This window comes from Agrococcus sp. UYP10 (genome assembly GCF_040547205.1).
Lineage (GTDB): Bacteria > Actinomycetota > Actinomycetes > Actinomycetales > Microbacteriaceae > Agrococcus > Agrococcus jenensis.
In genome coordinates this window covers 2267026-2291379 of record NZ_JBEPPG010000001.1, presented here as the reverse complement: position 1 = coordinate 2291379, position 24354 = coordinate 2267026, and the positions used below count along the sequence as shown (strand labels likewise).

At 73.5% G+C, this 24354-nt stretch carries 20 protein-coding genes, 1 tRNA gene and 1 other RNA gene; 11 read left to right on the top strand and 11 right to left on the bottom strand.

Annotated elements, in window-relative coordinates:
• The first annotated feature begins 208 nt into the window (after window positions 1–208).
• From ABIB37_RS11275 to ABIB37_RS11265, 3 genes are read left to right on the top strand one after another with little or no spacing between them, the layout of a single operon-like run.
• Window positions 209–1006 carry a DeoR/GlpR family DNA-binding transcription regulator gene (locus ABIB37_RS11275; protein ID WP_354260439.1) on the top strand — a complete coding sequence of 266 codons (798 nt, stop codon included), beginning with the start codon at window positions 209–211 and terminating at the stop codon, window positions 1004–1006.
• A complete protein-coding gene (locus tag ABIB37_RS11270; RefSeq protein WP_354260437.1) occupies window positions 1003–2001 on the top strand; it encodes a 1-phosphofructokinase family hexose kinase in 999 nt (332 codons plus the stop codon). Before ABIB37_RS11275 ends, ABIB37_RS11270 begins: the two co-directional genes overlap by 4 nt.
• Window positions 2001–3974 (top strand): PTS fructose transporter subunit IIABC, encoded by a 1974-nt coding sequence (locus ABIB37_RS11265; RefSeq protein ID WP_354260435.1) that lies wholly within the window; start codon window positions 2001–2003, stop codon window positions 3972–3974. Before ABIB37_RS11270 ends, ABIB37_RS11265 begins: the two co-directional genes overlap by 1 nt.
• An 82-nt stretch (window positions 3975–4056) precedes the next feature.
• Here ABIB37_RS11265 and rnpB read toward each other — a convergent pair.
• The 5 genes from rnpB to ABIB37_RS11240 all read right to left on the bottom strand — a co-directional run bounded on the left by rnpB (window position 4057) and on the right by ABIB37_RS11240 (window position 7989).
• Window positions 4057–4420: RNase P RNA component class A (rnpB, locus tag ABIB37_RS11260), an RNA gene on the bottom strand.
• Between the two features lie 29 nt (window positions 4421–4449).
• A complete protein-coding gene (locus ABIB37_RS11255) occupies window positions 4450–5547 on the bottom strand; it encodes a GNAT family N-acetyltransferase (RefSeq protein WP_354260433.1) in 1098 nt (365 codons plus the stop codon).
• Between the two features lie 55 nt (window positions 5548–5602).
• The gene (locus ABIB37_RS11250) at window positions 5603–6343 is read right to left on the bottom strand and encodes a zinc ribbon domain-containing protein (protein WP_354260431.1); all 741 of its coding nucleotides are present in this window, start codon (window positions 6341–6343) and stop codon (window positions 5603–5605) included.
• Window positions 6334–7170, bottom strand: coding sequence for a Nif3-like dinuclear metal center hexameric protein (locus ABIB37_RS11245; protein ID WP_354260429.1), 837 nt, complete (start codon window positions 7168–7170; stop codon window positions 6334–6336). Before ABIB37_RS11245 ends, ABIB37_RS11250 begins: the two co-directional genes overlap by 10 nt.
• Before the next feature lie 42 nt (window positions 7171–7212).
• A complete protein-coding gene (locus ABIB37_RS11240) occupies window positions 7213–7989 on the bottom strand; it encodes an SDR family NAD(P)-dependent oxidoreductase (RefSeq protein WP_354260427.1) in 777 nt (258 codons plus the stop codon).
• A 92-nt stretch (window positions 7990–8081) separates the two neighbouring features.
• Between ABIB37_RS11240 and ABIB37_RS11235 the strand changes: the two genes are divergently transcribed.
• Window positions 8082–8154 (top strand) — tRNA-Val (locus ABIB37_RS11235).
• Between the two features lie 134 nt (window positions 8155–8288).
• Here the strand turns inward: ABIB37_RS11235 and ABIB37_RS11230 are convergent.
• Entirely contained in the window at window positions 8289–8756 is a 468-nt protein-coding gene (locus ABIB37_RS11230; protein ID WP_354260425.1) for a peroxiredoxin, read from the bottom strand.
• A 65-nt stretch (window positions 8757–8821) separates the two neighbouring features.
• Between ABIB37_RS11230 and aceE the strand changes: the two genes are divergently transcribed.
• The 6 genes from aceE to ABIB37_RS11200 all read left to right on the top strand — a co-directional run bounded on the left by aceE (window position 8822) and on the right by ABIB37_RS11200 (window position 16349).
• Window positions 8822–11593 (top strand): pyruvate dehydrogenase (acetyl-transferring), homodimeric type, encoded by a 2772-nt coding sequence (gene aceE / locus ABIB37_RS11225; RefSeq protein WP_502914046.1) that lies wholly within the window; start codon window positions 8822–8824, stop codon window positions 11591–11593.
• A gap of 86 nt (window positions 11594–11679) precedes the next feature.
• The gene (locus ABIB37_RS11220; RefSeq protein ID WP_123698073.1) at window positions 11680–12843 is read left to right on the top strand and encodes a PucR family transcriptional regulator; all 1164 of its coding nucleotides are present in this window, start codon (window positions 11680–11682) and stop codon (window positions 12841–12843) included.
• Window positions 12844–12848: 5 nt separating this feature from the next.
• Window positions 12849–13769: an ACP S-malonyltransferase gene (locus tag ABIB37_RS11215; protein ID WP_354260421.1), complete on the top strand. Its 921-nt coding sequence runs from the start codon at window positions 12849–12851 to the stop codon at window positions 13767–13769.
• A gap of 5 nt (window positions 13770–13774) precedes the next feature.
• On the top strand, window positions 13775–14761 hold the full coding sequence (locus ABIB37_RS11210; protein WP_354260419.1) for a beta-ketoacyl-ACP synthase III: 987 nt from the start codon (window positions 13775–13777) through the stop codon (window positions 14759–14761).
• A 36-nt stretch (window positions 14762–14797) separates the two neighbouring features.
• Window positions 14798–15049 (top strand): acyl carrier protein, encoded by a 252-nt coding sequence (locus ABIB37_RS11205; protein WP_123698076.1) that lies wholly within the window; start codon window positions 14798–14800, stop codon window positions 15047–15049.
• 64 nt (window positions 15050–15113) lie between these two features.
• Window positions 15114–16349 carry a beta-ketoacyl-[acyl-carrier-protein] synthase family protein gene (locus tag ABIB37_RS11200; RefSeq protein ID WP_354260417.1) on the top strand — a complete coding sequence of 412 codons (1236 nt, stop codon included), beginning with the start codon at window positions 15114–15116 and terminating at the stop codon, window positions 16347–16349.
• Between the two features lie 120 nt (window positions 16350–16469).
• On the opposite strand, the gene ABIB37_RS11195 is transcribed toward ABIB37_RS11200, so the two are convergent.
• The 3 genes from ABIB37_RS11195 to ABIB37_RS11185 all read right to left on the bottom strand — a co-directional run bounded on the left by ABIB37_RS11195 (window position 16470) and on the right by ABIB37_RS11185 (window position 19643).
• A complete protein-coding gene (locus ABIB37_RS11195; protein ID WP_354260415.1) occupies window positions 16470–16997 on the bottom strand; it encodes a DUF3145 family protein in 528 nt (175 codons plus the stop codon).
• A gap of 107 nt (window positions 16998–17104) precedes the next feature.
• A complete protein-coding gene (locus ABIB37_RS11190) occupies window positions 17105–18745 on the bottom strand; it encodes an HNH endonuclease signature motif containing protein (RefSeq protein WP_354260413.1) in 1641 nt (546 codons plus the stop codon).
• A gap of 73 nt (window positions 18746–18818) precedes the next feature.
• On the bottom strand, window positions 18819–19643 hold the full coding sequence (locus ABIB37_RS11185) for a DUF1684 domain-containing protein (RefSeq protein ID WP_354260411.1): 825 nt from the start codon (window positions 19641–19643) through the stop codon (window positions 18819–18821).
• Between the two features lie 70 nt (window positions 19644–19713).
• Between ABIB37_RS11185 and ABIB37_RS11180 the strand changes: the two genes are divergently transcribed.
• The gene (locus ABIB37_RS11180) at window positions 19714–20550 is read left to right on the top strand and encodes an LLM class flavin-dependent oxidoreductase (RefSeq protein ID WP_354260409.1); all 837 of its coding nucleotides are present in this window, start codon (window positions 19714–19716) and stop codon (window positions 20548–20550) included.
• Here ABIB37_RS11180 and ABIB37_RS11175 read toward each other — a convergent pair.
• Together ABIB37_RS11175 and ABIB37_RS11170 are read right to left on the bottom strand one after the other, a co-directional pair.
• Window positions 20547–21623 carry an alanine racemase gene (locus ABIB37_RS11175; RefSeq protein WP_354260407.1) on the bottom strand — a complete coding sequence of 359 codons (1077 nt, stop codon included), beginning with the start codon at window positions 21621–21623 and terminating at the stop codon, window positions 20547–20549. The genes ABIB37_RS11180 and ABIB37_RS11175 overlap by 4 nt on opposite strands.
• A gap of 60 nt (window positions 21624–21683) precedes the next feature.
• A complete protein-coding gene (locus ABIB37_RS11170; protein ID WP_354260405.1) occupies window positions 21684–24233 on the bottom strand; it encodes a hypothetical protein in 2550 nt (849 codons plus the stop codon).
• Window positions 24234–24354: the final 121 nt, after the last annotated feature.

Sequence of the window (24354 nt, the reverse complement as noted above, 5' to 3'; positions counted from 1 at the left end):
GCGGCCGCTCACCGTCGAACTTCCCTGAACTGCGGGTTCCGGCGGCGCAAACCCGGAGTTCGGGGAAGTTCGGCGTGACCGCTCGCGCTTCGCCGCGCCGCGGCTGGCTGCCCGCACCGCGACTGGCTGGCTGGCCGCGCTCGCCGTCCGATCTGCGTTTGTGTTTGGATCTCTTGCTTTGTCTGCGTTGCGGCGCTACGGTGAAGGCGTGGAAGCACCGATGCTCGCAACCCAGCGCCGCGATCAGATCGCCGCGCGGATCCAGCTCGACGGCCGCGTGCTCGTCGCCGGACTCGCTCGCGAGCTCGGCATCACGCCCGAGACCGTGCGCCGCGACCTCGACGCCCTCGAGCTCGCCGGCGTCGCCCGGCGCGTGCACGGCGGAGCCGTCAGCGCCAGCCGATCGAGCCTGGTCGAGACCGCGGTGGCCGAGCGGCAGAGCACGAACACCGACGGCAAGCGCCGCATCGCGAGGCTCGCGTGCGAGCGGCTGCTCGCTTCCGGCGCCACGAGCCTGCTGCTCGACGCCGGCACGACCACCGCCGCGCTCGCCGCCGAGCTGGTCGAGACATGGCCTGGCGCGGGCGGCCCCCGGCTCGTCGTCGCCACCCACTCCCCCGCGATCGCGCAGCTGCTCGCCGCCCATCCGTCGATCGAGGTGCACGCGATCGGCGGCCGGATCCGCGCCGTCACCGGCGCCGCGGTCGGCGCCCAGACCGTCCTCGCGATCGCGGCGCTCCGGCCCGACGTGGTCGTGCTGGGCACGAACGGGCTCGACGCCTCCGGCGCGACCACCCCCGACCCGGACGAGGCTGCCGTGAAGACCGCGATCGTCTCGGCGGGCCGCCGGGTGGCGGTGCTCGCCCACGCGACGAAGCTCGGTGAGGCGTCGCTGTGCCGCTTCGCGGCGCTCGAGCAGCTCGACGTGCTGCTCACCGACGGAGCCCCGGATGCGGCGCTCGCCGCCGCGCTCGACGACGCAGGCTGCGAGGTGCAGGTCGCATGATCCTCACGCTCACGCTCAACCCCTCCATCGACCGCACCGTCGAGCTCGGCGCCCGGCTCGAGCGCGGTGCCGTGCAGCGCACGAGCGCCGCCGCCTCGGAGGTCGCCGCCGGCAAGGGCGTCAACGTCACGCGCGTGCTCGCCGCGGCCCGCGTGCCGTCCCGCGCGATCGTCGTGTCGCGCGAGGACGACCCGTTCGCCGCGCTGCTCGCAGCCGACGGCGTCGACGCGGTGCACGTGCCCGTCGAGGCCCCCGTGCGCACGAACCTCGCGCTCACCGAGCCCGACGGCACGACCACGAAGGTCAACGAGCCGGGCGCCGCCCTCGACGCACGTGCGATCGCAGCCGTGCTGGCCGCCGTGCGCACGCACGCGGTCGACGCGGACTGGCTCGTCGTCGCCGGCTCGCTGCCGACCGGTGCGGCGCCGAGCCTCGTCGCCGACGTCGTGCTCGCCGCCCGCGAGGCGCGCCCCGGCATCCGCATCGCCGTCGACACGTCGGGCGCGCCGCTCGCCGCGGCGGTCACCGCGGGCGGCATCGACCTCGTCAAGCCCAACGACGAGGAGCTCGAGGAGCTGCTCGGCCTCGCGCACGGCGCGATCGACGGCCCTGCCGCCGCCGCGACCGCCGCTGCCGCGCTCGTCGGGCGCGGCGTCGGCGCCGTGCTGCTCACGCTCGGCGGCGACGGCGCGATCCTCGCCGACGCGCACGACGTGCTGCGCGCGACCCCGCCGCCCACGACCGTCCGATCGACCGTCGGCGCCGGCGACGCGAGCCTCGCCGGCTGGCTCATCGCCGAGCGACGCGGCGACGACGCCGCCGGGCGGCTGCGCCAGGCGGTCGCGCACGGCTCCGCCGCCGCCGCGATGCCGGGCACCGGCTTCCCCACGCCTGCCGACGCCGACGCGACACGCGTCGGCATCAGCACCCCCACGACCGCGGCATCCGCCGCCGCCACCCCCGCGGCCTCCGCCGCTGACACACAGGAGCACTGATGCCCCAGATCCTCACCCCCGAGCTCGTGGTGCTCGACGCCGACCTCGGCGCCGACAAGGAGGCCGTGATCCGTGCGCTCGCGGCCCGTGCCGCGGGCACCGACCGCGTCGTCGACGGCGACGGCCTCGCCGCCGCCGTGCTCGACCGCGAAGCGCTCACGCCCACCGGCATGGGCGCCGGCATCGCGATCCCCCACTGCAAGTCCGCGGCGGTGCGCGAGCCGAGCCTCGCCTTCGCCCGGCTCCAGCCGCCCGTCGACTTCGGCGCACCCGACGGCCCCGCCGACCTCGTCTTCATGATCATGGCGCCCGACGGCGCCGCCGAGACGCACCTCGCGGTGCTGTCGCGGCTCGCGGGGTCGCTCATCGACGAGCGGTTCACCGATGCCCTGCGCTCCGCCTCGAGCCCAGCAGAGGTCGTCGCGCTCGTCGAGGACGTCGTCGCCGACCGCGACGAGGCGGACGCCGCGCCGGTCGCCGAGGGTGCCCGCAGCATCGTCGCCGTCACCGCGTGCCCGACCGGCATCGCGCACACCTACATGGCGGCAGATGCGCTCAAGGCCGCCGCCGAGCGCGCCGGCGTGCGCATCGCTGTCGAGACGCAGGGATCGGCCGGCACGAAGCGGCTGGACCCCGCGGTCATCGCGGCCGCGGACGCGGTCGTGTTCGCGGTCGACGTGGACGTGCGCGAGCGGGGCCGCTTCGCCGGCAAGCCGTTCGTGCAGGTGCCCGTGAAGCGCGGCATCGACGCCGCCGACGCGCTCATCCAGGAGGCCCTCGGCCACGCCGACGACCCGAACGGGCCGCGCATCGCGGGCAGCACCTCCGCCGAGGCGACGCCCGCGCCGTCCGCCGGCAACCTCGGCGGCACCGTGAAGCGCGCGCTCCTCACCGGCGTCAGCTACATGATCCCGTTCGTCGCGGGCGGCGGTCTGCTCATCGCGCTCGGCTTCCTGCTCGGCGGCTTCCGCATCACCGAGGTCGCGGGCGACGTGATCATCCAGAACACGCTGTGGAACCTGCCCGACGGCGGGCTCGGGCAGTACCTCGGCGCCGTGCTCTTCTCGATCGGCGCGGCCTCGATGGGCTTCCTCGTGCCGGCGCTCGCCGGCTACATCGCCTACGCGATCGCCGACCGGCCCGGCATCGCACCCGGCTTCGTCGCGGGTGCGGTTGCCGGCACCATGGACGCCGGCTTCATCGGCGGCCTCGTCGGCGGTCTGCTCGCCGGCCTCGCGGCCTGGTGGATCGGCACCTGGCGGGTGCCCTCGTGGCTCCGCGGCCTCATGCCGGTCGTGATCATCCCGCTGCTCGCGTCGATCTTCGCCTCCGGACTCATGGTCATGCTGCTCGGCGGCCCCATCGCGGCCCTCATGGCGGGCCTCACGGCCTGGCTCAGCTCGCTGACCGGCACGGGCGCCGTGCTGCTCGGGCTGCTGCTCGGCACGATGATGGCCTTCGACCTCGGCGGCCCGATCAACAAGGTCGCCTACGGCTTCGCGGTCGCCGGGCTCGGTGCCGGCTCCCCCGAGAACCCCTCGCCGTGGCTCATCATGGCGGCGGTCATGGCCGCGGGCATGGTGCCGCCGCTCGGCATGGCGCTCGCGAGCACGCTCGACCGCAGGCTCTTCACGCCCGTCGAGCGGGAGAACGGCAAGGCCGCGTGGCTGCTCGGTGCGTCGTTCATCTCGGAGGGCGCGATCCCGTTCGCCGCGACCGACCCGCTGCGCGTCATCCCCGCGGCGATCCTGGGCTCGGCGGCGACCGGCGCGATCTCGATGGCCGCCGGCGTCACGAGCCAGGCACCGCACGGCGGGTTCTTCGTGTTCTTCGCGATCGGCAACCTGCTGATGTTCACGATCGCCATCGCGGTCGGCACCGTCATCACGGCGCTCGCGGTGATCGCGCTCAAGCGCTGGGCGCGCCGCGCGCCGGCGGTGCAGGAGGCCGAGCCCGCGCTCGTGGCCGCCTGACGCATCCGCCTGCACCCGCCTGACGCACTCGTCAGGCACAGCGACCCCCGAGGCCTCGCGGCCTCGGGGGTCGTGCTGTGGGCGGACCGGCCGGCCGATACGCCGGGTTCTGTCGTGGACGGTCATCTCTCTACGGGATGCATTGCTGCAGCCCTCTAGCGACCTACCCGCGGATGGGACGAGCAGCCCCGTGATCCGCTGTCTGGTCTTGCTCCGGGCGAGGTTTGCCTAGCCGCCGCGCTCGCACGCGACGCTGGTGGGCTCTTGCCCCACCGTTTCACTCCTGGCCCGCTCGGGCTCGCGCCCAGGCGGGTGGACCTGTTCTCTGTTGCACTTTCTCGCGGGTTGCCCCGGGTGGACGTTATCCACCGCCCTGCTCTGCGGAGCCCGGACGTTCCTCGGCGCAGCACCCGGAGGTGCCGCGACGCGACCGCCTAGCCGACCGATCCGCGCCCCCAGGATATCGCGGCCGCCGCTACGGCGCTGCGGGCGCGAGCGGCTTGCGGTAGTAGGTCGTCGCGTGCAGCGGGCGGCCGCCGAACCGCGAGAACTGCCGGGCGGAGCCGGGGTTCTGCCGGCCGACCGGCGTCGAGCGCAGGGTGCGGCAGCCGAGCTCGGCGAGGTTCGCGTGCAGCCGGCGGCTGAGCAGCGAGACGATGCCCTTGCCCTGCGAGTCGGGGCGCGCGCCCTGGATGACGAGCACCGCCTCCCGTCGCAGCTCGGCCCGCCGCGCCGCGACCGACCACGCCTCCCTCGGCCCCATCCGACCGCCCGAGCGCTGCAGCACGGGCGAGGCATCGAGCACCGCGACGACGAAGGCGAGGGGATGGTCGTCCTCGTCGCGAGCGATGAGGAAGAGGCCCGGCTCGTGCAGCAGCCACAGGCCAGCCGTCTGGGTGCGCAGCTCGCCGCGCGAGAAGGGCGTGAAGTAGGGCAGCAGCGCGAACGAGTCGTTGAGCAGCGGCAGCAGTGCGCGCAGGCCGCGGTCGAGGCCGAAGCGCGTCACCTCGTCGATGCGGATGCCGGCGGCGTCGAGCTCGGCGACGCTCGGGCCGTCCTCGTCGACGACGTCGACGATCCAGGTGTCGGCCTCGTACCAGCGCTGCATGCCGCGCGCTTCCAGCGCCTCGGGCAGCCACGGCGGGTTCCAGGCGGCGTCGAGGAAGCCGCGCTCGTCGAAGCCCGCGGTGATGACGCCGCCCGACTGGTTCGGCAGCAGCTGCGCCGGGCCGAACAGCTCGTGCGCGCCGGCCGCGGCCGCCCGCCCCTCGACGTCGTCGAGCAGGGCGTCGACGACGGCGGGACCGGCTGCCTCGAGCGCGCCGAACACGAGCGCGCGGGTGCCGAGGCGAGCGTCGAGCCGATCGTCGCGGTGCACGATGGCGCGACCGACGGGGCTGTCGCCGTCGAGCGCGAGCAGCAGCGTGATCGGATGCGGGTGCGGATGCCTCCCGCGATGCCACGCGCGCACCGTGCGCTCGGCCAGCGGCACCGCCATGCCGCCGTGGGTGTCCTGGCCGAGCCGCACGAAGGCGTCGAGCCCCGCGTCGTCGGCGACCTCCACGACCCGCATCGCGCCACCCCCTCCGCGGCTCCCGCTGGAATGCTACGGCGGCCGGGACGGCGGGCTACAGCCCGCTCTCCTCCGTGCGCACGAGGATCGCCGACGAGTTCGGGTCGAGGATGACCTCGTCGTCTGGCGCCTGGCGGATCTGGTGCAGCTCGGATGCGTTGAGCTCGACGCCCGAGGCGGCCGACGTGCGGTGCTGCAGCAGCGTCGCGCCGATGCCGTAGCGCTCGCGCTGGCGGTCGTAGAGGGCGAGGAGGTCCGCGGGCACGGAGACCGTGCGGTCGGCGCGCTCGGCGCGCGCCTCGGCGAGCTCGCGCTCGAGTCCGGCAGCGACCTCGGCGCGCTCGGCCGCGAGGCGGTCGCGCTCCGCGCGCGCCTCGCCCGCCTCGGCGCGGGCCGCGGCGAGCGCGGCGGCCGCGTCCTCCTGCGCCTGCATGGCCTCGAGCTCGAGGTCCTCGAGGGTCGAGCGGCGCCGCTCGAGCGTCGCGATCTCGTGCTCGGTCGCGGTCGCGGTCTTCGCGTCCTTCACGACCTGCAGCCGCTCCTGGTCGCGCTTGAGCCGCGCCTCGACGAGCTGCACGTCGCTCTCGATGCGCGCGACCTCTGCGGTGGCGTCGTCGTGGGCGCCGAGCCGGTCGAGCACGGCGCGGTCGAGCCGCGCGAGCAGCGCGTCGAGCTCGTCGATCCGCTTCGTCTGCGGCAGCGCCTTCGCCTTCGCCTGCAGCCGCACGATGCGGGTGTCCACGTCCTGCAGCGCCAGCAGCCGCCGCTGATCGCCGTTCGTCGCCTTCAGTGCCATGCGTGCTCCTCCTGCGGGACCGCGAAGTCCCATGGGTCCGTCCTGATGTCGCTCACGAGCACCTCGACGCCCGGCAGCGCCGCGCGCAGCTGCTCGGCCGCGGGCCGCAGCCACAGCGACTCGCTCGCCCAGTGCGACACGTCGATGAGCGCGGGGCCATCGCCCGCGGCGTGGCGCTCGCGCGCATCCGATGCGGGGTGGTGGCGCAGGTCGCTCGTGATGTAGACGTCGGCACCCGCGACGGCGCGCTCGCGCAGCAGCGAGTCGCCGGCGCCGCCGCAGATCGCGATGCGCTGCACCTGCCGGGCGGGGTCGCCGACGGCGCGGAGGCCGCCGGCGACGGCAGGCAGCAGGCTCGCGAGCGTGCGGACGAGGTCGCCGAGCGCGATGGGCTGCGGCAGGTCGCCGACGCGGCCGAGCCCGAGCGACGCGTCGACGCGGTTGACGACGATGGGTGCGAGGTCGGTGAGGCCGAGCATCGTCGCGAGTTCGCCGCTCGTGCCGCGGTCGACGGCGTCGGCGTTCGTGTGGGCGGCGAGCAGCGCGACCCGCTCGCGCACGAGCCGGGTGATGACCCGGCCTGCGGGAGTGGTCGCGGCGACGCTCGTCGCTCCGCGGAGCAGCAGCGGGTGGTGCACGAGCAGCAGGTCGGCGCCGCGCTCGACGGCCTCTGCGGCGGTCGCGGCGACGGCGTCGACGGCGAGCAGCACGCGCGACACGGCGTCGGCCGGATCGCCGGCGATGAGCCCGACCGCGTCCCAGTCCTCGGCGGTCGCAGCCGGCCAGAGCGACTCGACCGCGCGCTGGACCTCCGCGACGCTCGTCATGCGCCCCATCCTACGGACGCGCGCCCGGCGTGCTTGCCGCGGTCAACGGGGCGGCATCCGCAGCGCACCGTCCATGCGGATCGTCTCGCCGTTGAGGTAGTCGTGCTGGACGACCGCGACGACGAGCTGGGCGAACTCGTCCGGTCGTGCGAGCCGAGCGGGGAACGGCACGGTCGCCTCGAGCGCGTCGCGCACCTCGGTGCCGATGCCGGCCATCATCGGAGTGTCGACGACGCCCGGCGCGACGGTCATCACCCGGATGCCGTGCCGGGCCAGGTCGCGCGCGGCCGGGAGGGTCATCGCGGCGACCGCGCCCTTCGAGGCGCTGTAGGCGGCCTGCCCGATCTGGCCGTCGAACGCGGCGACCGATGCGGTCTGCACGACGATGCCGCGCTGGCCGTCCCGACCGTCGAGCGGGTCGGTCTCGGCGATCCGCGCGGCCGCGAGCCGCAGCACCTGGAAGGTGCCGAAGAGGTTGACGGCGATCGTGCGTTCGAACGCGGCCTGGTCGTGCGGGCCGTCGCGGCCAATGAGCCGCTTCCCGGTCGCGATGCCGGCGCACGAGACCGCGATGCGCAGCGGCCCGAGCGCCGAAGCCTCGTCGACCGCGCGCTGCACGTCGGCCTCGGATGTCACGTCGCCCGGCACGAGGCGGATGCCGTCCTGCGGCCCGTCCGGCGCCGACTGCGCGCGCTCGATCGCCGCGGGCAGGTCGAGCCCGACGACGAGCGCGCCCCGAGCGGCGAGCGCGGCGGCAGTCGCGGCGCCCAGCCCGGACGCGGCGCCCGTCACGAGCGCGGCAGCACCACGGATCTCCACATCGACCTCCTCGTCGCGCGCCGATCGGCGCTCGGCCACGCTACCGCCCGCGCCCGCGGCATCCGCTCGCACGGGATGGCAGGATGGCCGGCGGGCGGTTGGCGCAGCTGGTAGCGCACTTCGCTTACACCGAAGGGGTCGCCGGTTCGAGCCCGGCACCGCCCACGACGCGGCTCGCGGTCACCGCACGAGTGTCGACCTGCTGCTCGAGTGTCGCGACACTGCAGCGACAACCCGACGCTCCGCGATGGAGCGAGCAGCGCAGCGGGCGCCGCGAGCCGCTGGCGCTCGGGGTGCCGCTAGGCGACGCCGGCGAGCGCCTCGCGGTACGCGTCCATGTCGCGCGACGCCGACGGGCTCACGCGGAAGTGCGCGGCGATCCTGCCCTCGCGGTCGATGACGTAGGTCGCGCGGGTCGCCGTGCCCCGCTCCGGGAGGAACGCGTCGTAGGCCTGGGCGACGGCACCGTGCGGCCAGAAGTCGCTCAGCAGCCGGAACGACAGCCCCTCCTGCTCGGCGAAGACGCGCAGCGATGCGGCGGTGTCGACCGAGATGGCGAGCACCTCCGCGTCCGCGTCCTCGAACGCGGCGAGCTCGTCGCGGATCGCGCACAGCTCCCCGGTGCAGCGGCCGGTGAACGCCGCAGGGTAGAAGACGAGCACGACGGGGCGGCCCCGCAGGGCCGACAGCGTGACCGCCTCGCCGGTGTGGTCGATGAGGGTGAAGTCGGGCGCCTCGGCGCCGATCTGGAGCACATCCTGTGCCATGCATCCCATCGTGCCAGAGCCGATGGCGGCACTGCGATGGATGCACGCCGCGGTCGATAGGGTGGATGCTCGGGCGCGCGCACCCAGGCCGCCGCGAGATATCGACGTCAGGAGCATCGGTGCTGAACGACCAGGACCCCTACTCGGGCCACACGGACGACGTGGACCCCAGCGAGACCGCTGAGTGGCAGGAGTCGCTGTCGCAGCTCGTCGCGGCCAATGGCCACGAGCGCGGCCGCGAGATCATGCTCAGCCTGCTCAAGCGCTCCAAGGAGCTGCACCTGGGCGTGCCGATGGTGCCGACGACCGACTACATCAACACGATCGCGCCCGAGAACGAGCCGGAGTTCCCCGGCGACGAGGCGATCGAGCGCACGTACCGCCGCTGGATCCGCTGGAACGCGGCGATCATGGTGCACCGCGCGCAGGCGCCCGGCATCGGCGTCGGCGGCCACATCTCGACCTACGCGTCGTCGGCTGCCCTCTACGAGGTCGGCCTCAACCACTTCTTCCGCGGCCAGGACCACCCGGGCGGCGGCGACCAGATCTTCTACCAGGGCCACGCCTCCCCCGGCATGTACGCCCGCGCCTTCCTCGAGGGCCGCCTGAGCGAGAACCAGATGGACGCGTTCCGCCAGGAGAAGTCGAAGGCGCCGAACGGCATCCCCTCCTACCCGCACCCGCGGATGATGCCCGACTTCTGGCAGTTCCCGACCGTCTCGATGGGCCTCGGCCCGATCGACGCCATCTACCAGGCGCAGGCGAACCGCTACCTCGCGAACCGCGGCATCAAGGACGTCGCCGACTCGCAGGTGTGGGCGTTCCTCGGCGACGGCGAGATGGACGAGGTCGAGTCGCGCGGCGCGCTCCAGCTCGCCGCGAACGACGGCCTCGACAACCTGAACTTCGTCATCAACGCCAACCTCCAGCGCCTCGACGGCCCGGTGCGCGGCAACGGCAAGATCATCCAGGAGCTCGAGTCGTTCTTCCGCGGCGCGGGCTGGAACGTCATCAAGGTCGTCTGGGGCCGCGAGTGGGACTCGCTGCTCGAGAACGACCACGACGGCGCGCTCCGCAACCTCATGAACGTCACGCCGGACGGCGACTACCAGACGTACAAGGCGGAGTCCGGCCTGTTCGTGCGCGAGCACTTCTTCGGCCGCGACCCGCGCACGCTCGAGATGGTCAAGCACATGACCGACGACGAGATCTGGAGCATGAAGCGCGGCGGCCACGACTACCGCAAGGTGTACGCCGCCTACAAGGCAGCCGCCGAGCACAAGGGCCAGCCGACCGTCATCATCGCGAAGACGATCAAGGGCTACGGCCTCGGCAAGTCCTTCGAGGCGCGCAACGCGACGCACCAGATGAAGAAGCTGACGATCGACGATCTGAAGACGTTCCGCGACTACCTGCAGCTCGACATCTCGGACAAGCAGCTCGACGCTGACCCGTACAACCCGCCGTACTTCAACCCGGGCACCGAGTCGCCGGAGATCCAGTACCTGCTGGAGCGCCGCCGCGAGCTGGGCGGCTTCACGCCCGAGCGCCGCTCGAAGCACACGATCATCCCGCTGCCCGAGGCGAAGACCTACGACATGCCCAAGAAGGGCTCGGGCAAGCAGCAGGTCGCCACCACCATGGCGTTCGTCCGCCTGCTCAAGGACCTGCTCCGCGACAAGGGCTGGGGCGAGCGGATCGTGCCGATCATCCCCGACGAGGCGCGCACCTTCGGCATCGACGCGTTCTTCCCGACGGCGAAGATCTACAACCCGCACGGCCAGAACTACACGTCGGTCGACCGCGACCTGCTGCTGAAGTACCGCGAGGCGCCCGACGGGCAGATCGTGCACGTCGGCATCAACGAGGCCGGCGCCATGGCGGCGTTCATCGCCGCCGGGTCGTCGTACTCGACGCACGGCGAGCCGCTCGTGCCGATCTACGTCTTCTACTCGATGTTCGGCTTCCAGCGCACCGGCGACTCGATCTGGGCGGCAGCCGACCAGATGACGCGCGGCTTCCTCATCGGCGCCACCGCGGGCCGCACGACGCTCGCGGGCGAGGGCACGCAGCACGCCGACGGCCACTCGCCGCTCATCGCGTCGACGAACCCCGCTGTGCTCGCGTACGACCCGGCATACGGCTACGAGATCGCGCACCTGACCCAGATGGGTCTCGAGCGGATGTACGGCGACAGCCCCGAGGACATCATCATGTACCTCACCGTCTACAACGAGCCCTACGTGCAGCCGGCCGAGCCCGAGGGCGTCGACGTCGAGGGCATCCGCCGCGGCATCCACCGCGTCTCGGTGAGCGACCACCACCCGATCAAGGTGCAGCTGCTCGGCTCCGGCGTGGCGCTGCCGTGGCTCCACCACGCGCAGGAGCTGCTCGGCAGCGACTGGGGCATCTCGGCCGACATCTGGTCGGTCACGTCGTGGAGCGAGCTGCGCCGCGACGGCCTCGCCGCCGACGAGCACAACTGGATGCACCCGCAGGACCACGCGAAGGTGCCGTACGTCACCCAGCGCCTGTCCGAGGCGGAGGGCCCGTTCATCGCGACGAGCGACTACATGCGCGCCGTGCCCGACCAGATCCGCGAGTGGGTGCCCGGCGACTACGCGACGCTCGGTGCCGACGGCTTCGGCTTCGCCGACACCCGTGCCGCTGCCCGCCGCTTCTTCACGATCGACAGCCACTCGGTGGTCGTCCGCGCCCTCGAGGCGCTCGCGAAGCAGGGCAAGGTGCCGCTCGGCATGGTCATGCAGGCGATCGACAAGTACAGCCTCCACGACGTGAACGCCGGCCAGTCGGGCAACGCCGGCGGCGAGTCCTAGGGCCGGCGCTGTCCGCCGAGGCGGAGCTCAAGGCGCAGCAGCTCGCGTGGCTGCGGCGCACCTCGGGCGACCTCGCGACGCAGGTGATGCGGGCGCTCGACGACCGGCTGCCCTGGTACCGCACGATGCCGCCGTCGCGGCGGAGCGCGGTGGGGCTCGTCGCGCAGTCGGGCATCACCTCGTTCATCGCGTGGCACGAGGATCCTGAGGCGCAGCCCTGGATCGCCGCCGACGTCTTCGCAGCGGCGCCCAGGGAGCTGTTGCGCAGCGTGAGCCTGCAGCAGACGCTGCAGCTCATCCGCACCGTCGTGTCGGTCTTCGAGGAGCGGATCGGCGACGCCGACCCGGTGATGCGCGAGCCGATCCTGCGGTACTCCCGCGAGATCGCTTTCGCGGCGGCCGACGTCTACGCCCGCGCCGCCGAGTCGCGCGGCCTGTGGGACGCGCGGCTCGAGGCGCTCGTCGTCGACTCGATCCTCACCGGCGAGCACGACGACGAGCTGCCGAGCCGCTCGGCCGCGCTCGGCTGGCACGGCCGCGGCGAGTGCGCCGTGCTCGTCGGCACCGCGCCGCGCGTGCTCGACGTCGACGTCATCCGCCGTCGTGCGCGGCATGCCGGATGCGACGTGCTCGTCGGCGTGCAGGGCACCCGGCTCGTCGTCGTGATCGGCCGCGCCGCCGCCGAGAGCGAGGACGCGGCCGAGGAGCCCATCGCCTTCCTCGCGATCGCCGGTGAGCTCTCCGAGGCCTTCGGCGAGGGCCACCTCGTGCTGGGGCCGGTGGTGCCGAGCATCGTCGAGGCGGCGCGGAGCGCGAAGGCGGCCCTCGCGGGCTTCGCCGTCGCCGACGCGTGGCGGCGCACGCCGCGGCCCGTGCGCGCCGACGACCTGCTGCCGGAGCGGGCGCTCGCGGGCGACCCGCTCGCCCGCCAGGAGCTCGTGCGCGGCGTCTACCAGCCGCTCCGCGACCACTCCAGCGACCTCCTCGCGACGCTCGCCTGCTACCTCGACACGGGCCGCTCGCTCGAGGCGACCGCCCGCGAGCTCTTCGTGCACCCGAACACCGTGCGGTACCGCCTGAAGCGCATCAGCGAGATCATCGGCTGGGACGCGACCGGTGCGCGCGAGGCGCTCGCCCTCCACACCGCGATCATCCTCGGCTCGATCCACGACGCGTCGCGCGAGCGCACGCAGCGCGGTGCCGCCTCCACCCGGCATGCAAGCCGGGGCAGGTCCCCAGTGGAAGGATGAACGACGTGATCGTGATCGTCGCCCCCGGACAGGGCTCGCAGAAGCCAGGCTTCCTCGCTCCGTGGCTCGAGCTGCCGGGCGTGCCCGAGCGGCTCGGCGCCCTCGGTGAGGCCGCCGGCATCGACCTCGTCGAGCACGGCACGGTGAGCGACGCCGACACCATCCGCGACACCCTCGTGGCGCAGCCGCTCATCGTCGCGGCGGGCATCCTCGCCCTCGACGCGCTCGGCGACCGCGCCCGGCTCGCCGGCGGCGTCGCCGGCCACTCCGTCGGCGAGATCACCGCCGCGGTCGCCGCCGGCGTGCTGAGCGCCGAGGACGCGATGGCGCTCGTCGGCGAGCGCGCCCGCGCGATGGCGGACGCCGCCGCCGCGACCCCGACCGGCATGGCCGCCGTGCTGGGCGCCGACGAGGCAGTCCTCGAGGCCCGGCTCGCCGAGCTCGGGCTCGAGCCCGCGAACTACAACGGCGGCGGCCAGATCGTCGTCGCCGGAGCCGTCGACGCGCTCGCCGCGCTGGCGGAGGCGCCGCCCGAGCGCGCGCGGGTCATCCCGCTGCAAACGGCAGGCGCGTTCCACACCGGCTACATGGCGCCCGCCGTCGAGCGCTTCCGCGCCGCGGCCGCCGCGACGGCGACGAGCGACCCTACCACGACGCTCTGGACGAACCGGGACGGCAGCGTCGTCGCATCCGGCGCCGACTTCCTGGAGCTGATCGTCGGGCAGGTCTCGAGCCCCGTGCGCTGGGACCGCTGCATGGCGGCGTTCCAGGACGCGGGCGTGACGGGCATCGTCGAGCTCGCGCCCGCAGGCGCACTCATCGGGCTCGCGAAGCGCGGCCTGCGCGGCGTGCCGTCCGTCGGCATCACCACCCCTGACGACCTGGACGCAGCCGTGGCGCTGCTGGAGAGCGGAGCCGCAGCATGACCAGGATGACGAGCCTCCCCACCCGCGCCGGCGCGCGCATCCTCGCAGTGGGAGCCGCCCGCGGCGACCTCGTGGTGCCGAACGAGGACCTCATCGGCCCCATCGACTCGTCGGACGAGTGGATCCGGCAGCGCACGGGCATCATCAGCCGCGTCCGCGCGTCCGAGGGCATCGAGGCGGTCGACCTCGCCGAGACCGCGTCGCGCGAGGCGCTCGAGCGCGCAGGCATCGATGCCTCCCGCATCGACGCCGTCGTCGTCTCGACGATCAGCAACACCGTGCAGACGCCGTCGATGGCCGCGCTGCTCACCGAGCGGCTCGGTGCGACGCCCGCGCCGGCGTTCGACATCTCGGCGGCGTGCGCCGGCTACGCCTACGGCGTCGCGCAGGCCGACGCGCTCGTGCGCAGCGGCATGGCCGAGCACGTGCTCGTGGTGGGCGTCGAGAAGCTCTCCGAGATCGTCGACCCGACCGACCGCTCGATCAGCTTCCTGCTGGGCGACGGCGCCGGCGCGGTCGTCATCGGCCCGTCCGACGAGCCGGGCATCAGCCCCTCCGTCTGGGGCTCCGACGGCTCGCAGTGGGACACCATCCGCATGACGAACCCGCTCGGTTCGATGCGCGAGGGCGCCGCCTGGCCGACGCTGCGGCAGGACGGCCAGAAGGTCTTCCGCTGGGCGGTCTGGGAGATGGCGAAGAAGGCGCGCGAGGCGCTGGACGCCGCCGGCATCGAGCCCGGCGACCTCGCCGCGTTCATCCCGCACCAGGCGAACATGCGCATCATCGACGAGTTCGCGAAGCAGCTGCAGCTGCCCGACTCGGTCGCGATCGCGCGCGACATCGCCACCACCGGCAACACCTCGGCGGCCTCGATCCCGCTCGCGATGCACCGCCTGCTCGAGGAGCAGCCGGAGCTCTCGGGCGGCCTCGCGCTGCAGATCGGCTTCGGCGCGGGCCTGGTGTACGGCGCCCAGGTCGTCGTCCTCCCCTAGACTTCAACCCGTCCACCAGACAGAAGGAGACACCCGATGGCATTCACCAAGGACGAGGTCCTGGCAGGGCTCGCCGACCTCGTGAACGACGAGACCGGCATCGCGACCGAGAACGTGCAGATGGAGAAGTCGTTCACCGACGACCTCGACATCGACTCGATCTCGATGATGACGATCGTCGTGAACGCCGAGGAGAAGTTCGACGTCAAGATCCCCGATGACGAGGTCAAGAACCTCAAGACCGTGCAGGACGCGGTCGACTACATCACCGGCGCGCAGGCGGCCTGAGCCTTCGCTGCGACACGCGTGCGGCCGGGCGACCGGCCGCACGCGCCATCTACGGAGGGATCCCATGACGCACAAGATCGTCATCACCGGCATCGGCGCGACGTCGCCGCTGGGCGGCACAGCGCGCGCCAGCTGGGACGCGCTCCTCGCCGGCGAGTCCGGCACGAGCACGCTCGAGCACGACTGGGTCGCGAAGTACGAGCTGCCCGTCACCTTCGCCGCGCAGGCGAAGGTGCGCACCGACACGGTGCTGGAGCGCCCGGTCGCGAAGCGCCTCGACCCGTCGAGCCAGTTCGCGCTCGTCGCGGCGAAGGAGGCGTGGGCCGACGCCGGCTCCCCCGAGCTCGACCCTGAGCGCCTCGGCGTCGACTTCGCCACCGGCATCGGCGGCCTCTGGACGCTGCTGGACGCGTGGGACACGCTCCGCGAGAAGGGCCCGCGCCGCGTCATGCCGATGACGGTGCCCATGCTCATGCCGAACGCGCCGTCCGCCGCGATCTCGATGCACTTCGAGGCGCGCGCCTACGCCCAGACCGTCGCCTCCGCGTGCGCGTCGAGCACCGAGGCGCTCGTGCACGCGTACGCGCACCTGCAGGAGGGCCTCGCCGACGTGGTCATCGCGGGCGGCAGCGAGTCGGCCATCCACCCGATGACGCTCGCCGCGTTCGCCTCGATGCAGGCGCTCTCGCGCCGCAACGACGACCCGGCGACGGCATCCCGCCCCTACGACATCACTCGCGACGGCTTCGTCATGGGCGAGGGCGCGGCTGCGCTCGTGCTCGAGACGGAGGAGCACGCGCTCGCGCGCGGCGCCCGCATCTACGCCGAGCTCGCGGGCGGCGGCGTGACCGCCGACTCGTACCACATCACCGCGCCCGAGCCCGAGGGCCTCGGCGCCAGCCGCGCGGTGGGGCTCGCGCTCTCGGCTGCCGGCGCGACCGCCGACGACGTGACGCACATCAACGCGCACGCGACGTCCACCCCGGTCGGCGACGTGGCCGAGGTGCGCGCGATGCACCGCATCTTCGGCGAGCGCATCCGCGAGATCCCGGTCTCGGCGACGAAGGCGGCGCACGGGCACCTGCTCGGCGGCACCGGCGCGCTCGAGGCCGTCTTCACGACGCTCGCGCTCAACGAGCGCGTCGCTCCCCCGACGATCAACGTCACCGAGCAGGACCCCGAGGCGCCGCTGCGCATCTCGGGCACGCCGATGCCGCTCGGCGACGAGCCGCAGCTCGCGATCTCGAACTCGTTCGGCTTCGGCGGCCACAACGCCGTGATCGCGATCCGCTCGGTCTGACCGACGCAACGCCGAGGGCCCCGCTGTACGCAGCGGGGCCCTCAGCCGTTCGTGGGCGTGTGGTCGACGCGCTGGTCAGACGCGCTGGTCAGCCGACGCGATGGTCAGCCGACACGGTCGTCAGCCGACACGGTGCAGCCAGATGACGGGCGACGCATCGGACGCGTGGCGGTAGGTCTCGAGCTCGCGGTCCCATGCGCCGCCGAGTGCGTCGTCGAGCTCGGCGAGCAGCGCCTTCGGGTCGGTGCCCGCAGCCTCCATCGCGCTGCGGATGCGGTCCTCCGGCACGACCAGGGAGCCGCCTGCGTCGATCCGCCGGGAGGTGATGCCGAGCTCCGGCGTGTGCATCCAGCGCATGCCGTCGCTGCCGGGCGTGGGGTCTTCCGACACCTCGAAGCGCACGTCGCGCCAGCCGGCGAGGGCGCTCGCGATCGCTGCTCCGGTGCCGGCGGCGCCGGTCCAGTGCACCTCGGTTCGCTCCAGGCCGGGCGCGACGGGCTGCGGCTGCCAGACGAAGCGGAGCGCGTCGCCGACGGCATGCCCGACGGCCCACTCGAGGTGGGTGCGCATGGCGCGCGGGGACGCGTGGATCCAGACGACCCCCGTCGTGGATGCGGGACGTCGTCTGAGCGTATTCGCGGCAGTCATCGTCTCTCCCTCGTTCGATGCGACTTCCCCATCGGTCGAACGAGCGTTGACGACGTGACGAGTCTGCCACAGCCCGCTGATGAGTGACAACCGTGTGATTCCGCGGCTCAGAAGGGAGCCGGCGGCCCGAGCACGTGCGTGCCCTCGGCCGTCCAGATGCCGAGCGGGTCGGGCGGCAGCGGCGGCGGGGACGCGTCGGGATCCGGTGGAAGGCCCGCGAGCATCCGGTCGCGGTCGGCGGCCATGCGATCGACCGCCTCCTGTGTGCGGCGGCGGCGCTCCGCGCGCGTCTCCGTCGACGGCGGGCTGCGCCGCGGCGTGTCGGTGAAGACGGGCCCGATCGGCTCCGGAACGTCCGTGATGACCCGCCCGATGGGTGAGGTCCACTCGAACACGCCGCTGGGCAGCTGCCGCACCGCCCAGCGGGAGTCGTGCTTGAGCGTGTGGCAGTTGCGGCAGAGGTGACCGAGGTTGCCGAGGGTCGTCGTGCCGCCCTTCGCCCAGTCGATGGTGTGGTCGACATCGGAGCGGAGCGCTGGTCTCGCGCAGCCGGGGCCGCGGCAGCCGCCGTCGCGGGCTTGCAGCCAGAGCCTCTGCTGCCGCGGCACGCGGTAGGTGTCGACCGTGACCGCGACGCCGGTGACGGGGTCGGTGAACAGCCGCTCCCAGACCGACGCGGTGCCGGCGATGCGGCGGGCCGTGTCGCGGTCGACGAGCACCTTGCCATCGAGCGACGCCGGGAAGTCGAGCGCCCGCAGCGCAGGGTCCTGGCCATCGTCGTCGAGCAGCGTCGTCGCCGGGATGAGGATCGAGACGTGCGCCGTGATCGGCGAGACGCCATGGAGGTCCTCGGGGACGACGCCGGCGAGCATCAGCTCCTGGAACGCGTCGGCGCGGAACTGGTCGAACGTGCGCGCATCGTCCTTCGGCTTGCCGCGCGCGGCCTGCGTGAGCCGGTCGAGGATCGCCGTCCCCTCGAGCATCGGCACCCGTGCGACGATGTCGCCCATGCCATCGCCCGCATCGAACAGCTCCACCCGGCGCTGCTGCCTGGCGGCGTCGTGGCGCACCTGCAGCGGCTCGCTGAGCACCTCGTTCACGATCCGCTTCGCACGCGCGCGCAGCTCGCTCGTGCTCGAGCGCTCCGCGACCGCCACGAGCGCCTCGACCACGCGCGCCCGCTGCCCGGCATCGACGCCAGGGTCGAGCCGCGCCGCGCGCGTCTCGGACTCGATCACCCGGAGGTGCGCGGTGGTGATCCGTCCTGCGGAGGCCGCCTCGTGCGCCGCCGGCAGCTCCGTGACGATCGTCCACGCCTGGGTCATCCGCTGCTGCATCCCGCCGGTCGTGAGGCCGACCTCGACCGCCGCGAACGACGCGAGCTCCTTGACCTTCGGGCCGGCGTCACCGGGCAGGTCGAGCAACCGCTGCATGTGCTCGGCCATGAGCGCACGCCGCGACCCCTCCACCCGCGCCGACTGGGTCTCGAGTGCCCGCATCCGCGTCGCGAACTCGTCGTCGAACCGCAGTCGCTCCTGCGCTGGCGACTCCGCCTCCCGACGCATCGGCGGCAGGTCGGCACCCGCCTCGACCTCGTCGGGCGTCATCGCCATGATGCGCGCCGTCAGCTCGCGGTCGAACGCGTCGAGCGACGCCTGCAGCTCGTCGGCGGTCTGCCCATAGGGGTCGAGCGCACCCGCGCGGACGGCTGCGATGTAGCCCTCTGCGTCGATGCCCCAGTCGTCCATGTGCGCATCACACCATGGGCCACTGACATGGACCCCCTGCTGTGGATCCCTGCGGCCGCGGCAGGTCGGATGCCTACGGCTGCGCGAACCTCGGTCGCTGCTCCCCCGCCCGGAGGGCGATGGCGAGGCGGTTGCCGGCGGGCGGCAGCGGGCAGTTGAAGAGGTCGCTCATCGCGCAGGGCGGCACGATGGCCCGGTTGAAGTCGAGCACGACGGTGCCGTCGTGGCGTGGCTTCACGAAGAGGAAGCGGCCGACGTCGTACGTCTCGTCGCCGGTCGTGGCGTCGGCGAAGACGATCTGCAGGCTGTCGCCGTCGGGCAGCGCGAGCAGCTCGATCTCGGCGCCCTCGTGCTCGAAGCGGATGCGTCCGGGCGATACCGCCTGGCGCAGCGAGCCGCCGCGCGACTTCTCGTACTCGAAGCCCACACCGCCCTCGACGGCCTCAAATGTGCCCTGCTTCACCCACGCGGGGTCGTACGGGTAGGCGTCGATGCCCTGGAAGCCGCGCTCCTCGGCGGCGTCGGCGTCCCACACCTGCAGCGCGAAGCGGCCGTGGAAGTCGGGCCCGATGGCGAACGCCGTGCGCCGGTCGTCGAACCGCACGGAGCTCGGCGTCATCGAGTCGTGGCCGTAGACGATCGCGGCCCCGTCCACCACCTGGCCGTCGACGGTGATCTCGTCTGCGGCATCCGCCGAGACCTGCAGCCCGTCGCCGGCGGGTGATGCCGACCACGTTCCGGGCACGCCGTCGACGGTCGTGGGCTCGGAGATCCAGGCGGTGGCGACGAGTGCGAGCGACCCCTGCGGGGCGCGCACGCTCTGCTCGCGCTTGCGTCGGAATGCCTCGTGCTGCGCGATGGCGGCGTCGTCAGGCGCCGTCTGGGCCGTGTCGCTCATGCACCCCAGCCTAAACGAGGCCCGCCGGACCGACAGCGCACGCGTGGGTGCCGCGTCGTACATTCGACCCATGCACGCTGCACCGACGATCGGCCTCATCATCCCGCCCGACCAGGCCCCGGAGCGCTTCCTCGCGGTCGCCCGCGCCGCCGAGCAGGCCGGCGTCGACGAGGTCTGGCTGTGGGAGGACTGCTTCGGGCAGTCCGGCACGTCGACCGCCGCCGCCGTGCTCGCCGCGACCGAGCGCATCCGCGTCGGCATCGGCCTCATGCCCGTGCCGCTGCGCAACGTCGCGCTGACCGCGATGGAGATCGCGACGCTCGGTCGGATGTTCCCCGGCCGCCTGCTGCCCGGCATCGGCCACGGCGTGCTCGAGTGGATGGCGCAGGCCGGCGTGCGCGCGCAGTCGCCGCTGACGCTGCTCACCGAGCAGGCCACCGCGCTGCGCACGCTGCTCGCCGGCGACGAGCTGAGCGTCGAGGGCCGCTACGTGCGGCTCGACCGCGTGCGGCTGCGCTGGCTGCCCGAGCCCGTGCCGCCGCTGCTCATCGGTGGCGGCAAGCCGAAGACGCTCGGGCTCGCGGGCGAGCTCGGCGACGGTGTCATCCTCGCCGGCGATCTCACCCCCGACGCCGATCGCTCGGTGACGCGCGACGCCATCCAGGTCGTGCGCGACGCGCGGGCGGCCGCGGGGCTGCACGGCGCGTTCGACGTCGTGCAGTTCGCGGGCATCCGCTCGGACGCGTCGGTCGACGAGGTCTCGTCGTTCGCCGCCGCGCTGGGCGAGCTGGGCGTGACGAGCGTGCCGCTCATCGCGCTCGGCCCCGACGGCGAGCCGGAGGCCGGCGACGGCATCCTGCAGCTGGCAGCCACGATCGGCGACGCTGCGCGCGCGCAGGCCAGCTAGCTGTTGCGGCCGCGCGCCGCGACGCGCCACGCGGCGGCAGGCTGCGCGTCCGTGCCGTGGTGGTGCACCGCGAGCTCGTCGACGAGGTTGATGGCGGTGCACACGTGGTTGGGCACGACCCGCACGATGCTGCCGAGCGCGGGCAGCGCCTCGTCGCCCATGTCGACGACGGCGTGGTGCTCGCTCAGCAGCACGATGCGCGCGTCGGGGTGGTCGAGCAGCCGTCCGTGACCGGTGGCCCAAGCAGGGCGGTCGGCACCCAGCACCTTCGAGCCGGCGTCGAGCACGAGCCGACCGCCGGCGTGCGAGACGACCGTCGCGTGGCAGGTGAGGGCGAGGTCGGTCGCCGGCATGGTCCCGAGCTCCCACTGCTGCGCGTCGCCCAGCACGCCGACCCCGGGTCGCAGCTCGGTCACCGGCGAGTCGATGGCGAGCGCGGCGTCGAAGCTCGGCGTGGAGCCGCCCGAGACCACGCGCGGCGCGATGCCCGCGTCATGCATCGCCGCGACCGCGATCGTGAGCGCCCGCGCCTCGTCGACGGCGGCCGGATGTCCGGCGCCGGGCGCGTAGGCGTGGCCGGGGAACGCGAAGACGCCCTCGACGTCGAAGCCGGCGCGCGCGGCGGCGATCGCGACGTCGGCCGCGGCCGTCGGTTCGCATCCGGACCGGTGGTGGCCCGCGTCGATCTCGACGCGCACGGCGACGCGACCAGCGAGGCCTCCGCGGGTCAGGCGCTGGACGCCCTCGACCGAGTCGACTCCGATCGCGATGTTCGCGCCGATCGCGGCGAGGTGGCTGAGCCGCGCCGCGCGGTCGGCGTCGACCCAGAGCGGGTAGGCGATGAACAGGTCGTCGAGCCCGGCTGCCGCGAAGACCTCGGCCTCCCCCACGGTCGCGACCGTGAGCCCGACGGCGCCGGCCGCGAGCTGCATCCGCCCGATCTCGATGCACTTGTGGGTCTTGGCGTGCGGCCGCAGCGCGAGCCCGCGTGCGGTGGCGGCGTCGGCGGTGCGGGCGATGTTCGCCTGCATGCGCTCGAGGTCGACCGAGAGGAACGGCGTGCTCGGGCTCATGCTCCGGAGCGTACCCGCCGACGCGGCCACCAGCGGATGCTGACGCACGGACGCATGGCGTCAGCGCGCCGCCGAGCCGCCGTCCACGCGCTCCGCGATCTCCGGGCCGCCCAGCAGCTCGAGCAGCGCGTCCTGGTACGCGGGCACACGGAAGTAGTCGTTGTGCGTCACGACCACCGGCGGATCGATCGTCCGGTCGATCTCCTGCGCGTAGCGATCGATGGCGTTCTCGTAGGTCGTCTCCGCTCGGCGCAGGCTCGTCCGCCCGGCGACCGCCGGGAAGCCGAGGTAGTCGCTCAGCCGCCAGAGGTTGATCCACGGCACCCCGTCGCCCGGCAGCAGTGCACCGCCGAGCCTGGTCATCGACGGCTGTGGCGGGGGCGCGTCCCAGGCGCGGTCGTCGTCGAGCGCATCCGTCGACCACGGGTCGCGCTTCCACGGCCGCGGCCCTCGCGCGGGATAGGTGCCGAGCACCGCCGGCCCGACGAGCTCTGGCATCAGCCGGCCGAAGTAGGTGCGCAACTGGGACCCGAAGGTGAGGAGCGCGACGCGGTCGACCACCGTCGGATCGCGCGTGGTCGCCGCCAGCAGCCCGAGGGCGGAGACCGCGATCACGGCGCCCATGCTGTGCGCGGCGAGCACCGCACGCCGCTCGGGGTGCTCGCAGAGCCATTCGTCGAGCTCCTGCGCGATGTCGGGCACCGCGTGCTCGGCGTAGCACGGCGGCCCGAACGGCTGCGCCGTGCGCGGCAGGTAGCAGGTGACGTCCCACACGATCGCGAGCAGCCCCGGCTTCCGCAGCAGCACCCCGAGGGCGACGATGCCCGCGAGCGCGACGCCGACCACCGTGAGCGACCAGGTGGTGAGCACGAGGATGTCGGCGACGCGGATGCCGAGCACCCTCGCCGTGCCGCTCGCGACACCGGGCAGCGGTGCCTGCCACAGCACGCCCGCCCAGACCCACGTCAGCGCGAGGCCGATCGCCACCGCCATGAGCGTCGCGATGGTCCCGGTCGCCGGCTCGATGAGGTGGATGAACGCCGCACGTCGGCGGTCGCGCTCGAGCCGTGCGCGCAGCGGGTCGTCCTCGTCCTGCACGAGCCACGTCTTCGCGCGGTCGGCGAGCAGCTTCCGCGGGATGAGGAAGGTCACGAGCACGACGAGGCTCAGCAGCAGCGCGACCGCGATCATCCCGCCGAGGGCGAGGAAGACATCCGGCGCGTGGAGGCCAGAGCGGGTCGCGGCGCCCGCGACCAGCGCTGCCGGACCGCCCCAGCCCGCGACGACGATCGTGGTCAGCGCGATGACGGCCGAGCTCGTCAGCACGCCGACCGTGAGCGACAGCAGCATGAACACCGCTGGCGTGGAGCCGAGCCACGCGGTGCCGGCGCGGAAGCCGCGAGGCCGCCACGCGACGCCCGAGAGCGCGAGCACCCCGCCGAGCGTGATGATGAGCAGCGGCGGCAGCTCGTCGCCGGCGAGGCCGTCGGTGGACGACAGGTCGGGCGCCGACGGGAGCACGAGCAGCACGAGCAGCAGCGCGAAGCAGAGCATCGCGAGCACGAGCAGCCCCTGCGCGAGCCAGGCGCTCCACCGCGGGCCCTCCGGCGCGCTCGGCGTGATCGTCATGGTCGGCAGGATCGCCGCCGCGACGGCCGAGAGCACCAGGAGCACGACGGCCGCCCAGCAGAGGATCGCGGGGAAGCCCGCAGACGCTTTCAACGCCACGAGGTGCCACGACACCTGCGCCGTCGTCAGCGCCGTCGCGCCCGCGAAGTGCACGAGCGCGAGGTGGGCGGTGGTGCGGTTCGACCAGAACGCGGGCTGCGCGAGCACGGCGCGACGATCGGGCTGCGCCGGGCTCCCCTTCGCCTTCGCCGCCTCCATGGCCTCCCTGGCCTTGGCGCCGGCAGCCGTCTCGTGCGTGTGCAGGGTGTCGTAGCGCATGCGCGCGATGCGCGCGAAGAGCACGAGCAGCCCGACGCCGAGCACCGGCACGATCGCGAGCAGCGCGAGCACACGGCCGGGCGTGAGCAGCGCGGCGAGTCCCGGCATCGATGCCACCGCGCTCCCGAGCAGGTCGGACGGCCAGGCTGAGCACTCGCCGCCGATCGAGCACTGCAGCGCGATGAGGTCGACGGCGACGGTCACCGCGGTCGTCGTGAAGAGCAGGGTGAGCACGAACCCGAAGAGCCGCGCGGCCGCCGCGGTGATGTTCGCCCGGAGCCGGGTGGCACCGGTGTCGCTGTCATGGGGCAGGCGGCGCGTCCACATGGCGCCGTTGCCGATGCTGAACGGGAGGGCGAGCACCTGGAAGGCGAGCGCGATGGAGCGGCTCGCCGTGTGCTTGGCCGTCTCCGACCGCACGAGCCCGCCCCACGAGTACGCCTCGCGTCGGATCCCGGCGGGGATGTGCCCGCGCGCGCGGTTCGGAGGGTTCTGCCGCGGCGCAGCGAGCCAGAACGCGGCCTTTGCATCACCGCGCAGGCACTGGATGTCGTCCTGCGGCAGGTCGAGCAGCGCGGCGGGCGTCGTGTTGTTGACGCCGTGGACCCGCAGCTCGAGCACGCGCGGCTCGCTCGCGGCAGCCGCATCCACCAGGTCTGACATGGCGTCCCCCGTCGTGCACGATGACCCCGTGCGCACTGTACGCCCGGCCCGTGGGTGGCAGAAGTGCCCACTTCCGACGCGCACGACCGGTGCGATGGCGGTCTGCCTGCGTGCGTTCACC

What these genes read in the sequence shown, in the direction of transcription:
- ABIB37_RS11270 (WP_354260437.1), top strand. Translation starts at nt 1,003, where the DNA reads ATGATCCTCACGCTCACGCTCAACCCCTCCATCGACCGCACCGTCGAG.
- ABIB37_RS11265 (WP_354260435.1), top strand. Translation starts at nt 2,001, where the DNA reads ATGCCCCAGATCCTCACCCCCGAGCTCGTGGTGCTCGACGCCGACCTC.
- ABIB37_RS11255 (WP_354260433.1), bottom strand. Translation starts at nt 5,547, where the DNA reads ATGCGGGTCGTGGAGGTCGCCGACGACGCGGGGCTCGACGCCTTCGTG.
- ABIB37_RS11250 (WP_354260431.1), bottom strand. Translation starts at nt 6,343, where the DNA reads ATGGCACTGAAGGCGACGAACGGCGATCAGCGGCGGCTGCTGGCGCTG.
- ABIB37_RS11245 (WP_354260429.1), bottom strand. Translation starts at nt 7,170, where the DNA reads ATGACGAGCGTCGCGGAGGTCCAGCGCGCGGTCGAGTCGCTCTGGCCG.
- ABIB37_RS11230 (WP_354260425.1), bottom strand. Translation starts at nt 8,756, where the DNA reads ATGGCACAGGATGTGCTCCAGATCGGCGCCGAGGCGCCCGACTTCACC.
- aceE (WP_502914046.1), top strand. Translation starts at nt 8,822, where the DNA reads ATGCTCGGGCGCGCGCACCCAGGCCGCCGCGAGATATCGACGTCAGGA.
- ABIB37_RS11220 (WP_123698073.1), top strand. Translation starts at nt 11,680, where the DNA reads ATGCGGGCGCTCGACGACCGGCTGCCCTGGTACCGCACGATGCCGCCG.
- ABIB37_RS11210 (WP_354260419.1), top strand. Translation starts at nt 13,775, where the DNA reads ATGACGAGCCTCCCCACCCGCGCCGGCGCGCGCATCCTCGCAGTGGGA.
- ABIB37_RS11205 (WP_123698076.1), top strand. Translation starts at nt 14,798, where the DNA reads ATGGCATTCACCAAGGACGAGGTCCTGGCAGGGCTCGCCGACCTCGTG.
- ABIB37_RS11200 (WP_354260417.1), top strand. Translation starts at nt 15,114, where the DNA reads ATGACGCACAAGATCGTCATCACCGGCATCGGCGCGACGTCGCCGCTG.
- ABIB37_RS11195 (WP_354260415.1), bottom strand. Translation starts at nt 16,997, where the DNA reads ATGACTGCCGCGAATACGCTCAGACGACGTCCCGCATCCACGACGGGG.
- ABIB37_RS11190 (WP_354260413.1), bottom strand. Translation starts at nt 18,745, where the DNA reads ATGGACGACTGGGGCATCGACGCAGAGGGCTACATCGCAGCCGTCCGC.
- ABIB37_RS11185 (WP_354260411.1), bottom strand. Translation starts at nt 19,643, where the DNA reads ATGAGCGACACGGCCCAGACGGCGCCTGACGACGCCGCCATCGCGCAG.
- ABIB37_RS11180 (WP_354260409.1), top strand. Translation starts at nt 19,714, where the DNA reads ATGCACGCTGCACCGACGATCGGCCTCATCATCCCGCCCGACCAGGCC.
- ABIB37_RS11175 (WP_354260407.1), bottom strand. Translation starts at nt 21,623, where the DNA reads ATGAGCCCGAGCACGCCGTTCCTCTCGGTCGACCTCGAGCGCATGCAG.
- ABIB37_RS11170 (WP_354260405.1), bottom strand. Translation starts at nt 24,233, where the DNA reads ATGTCAGACCTGGTGGATGCGGCTGCCGCGAGCGAGCCGCGCGTGCTC.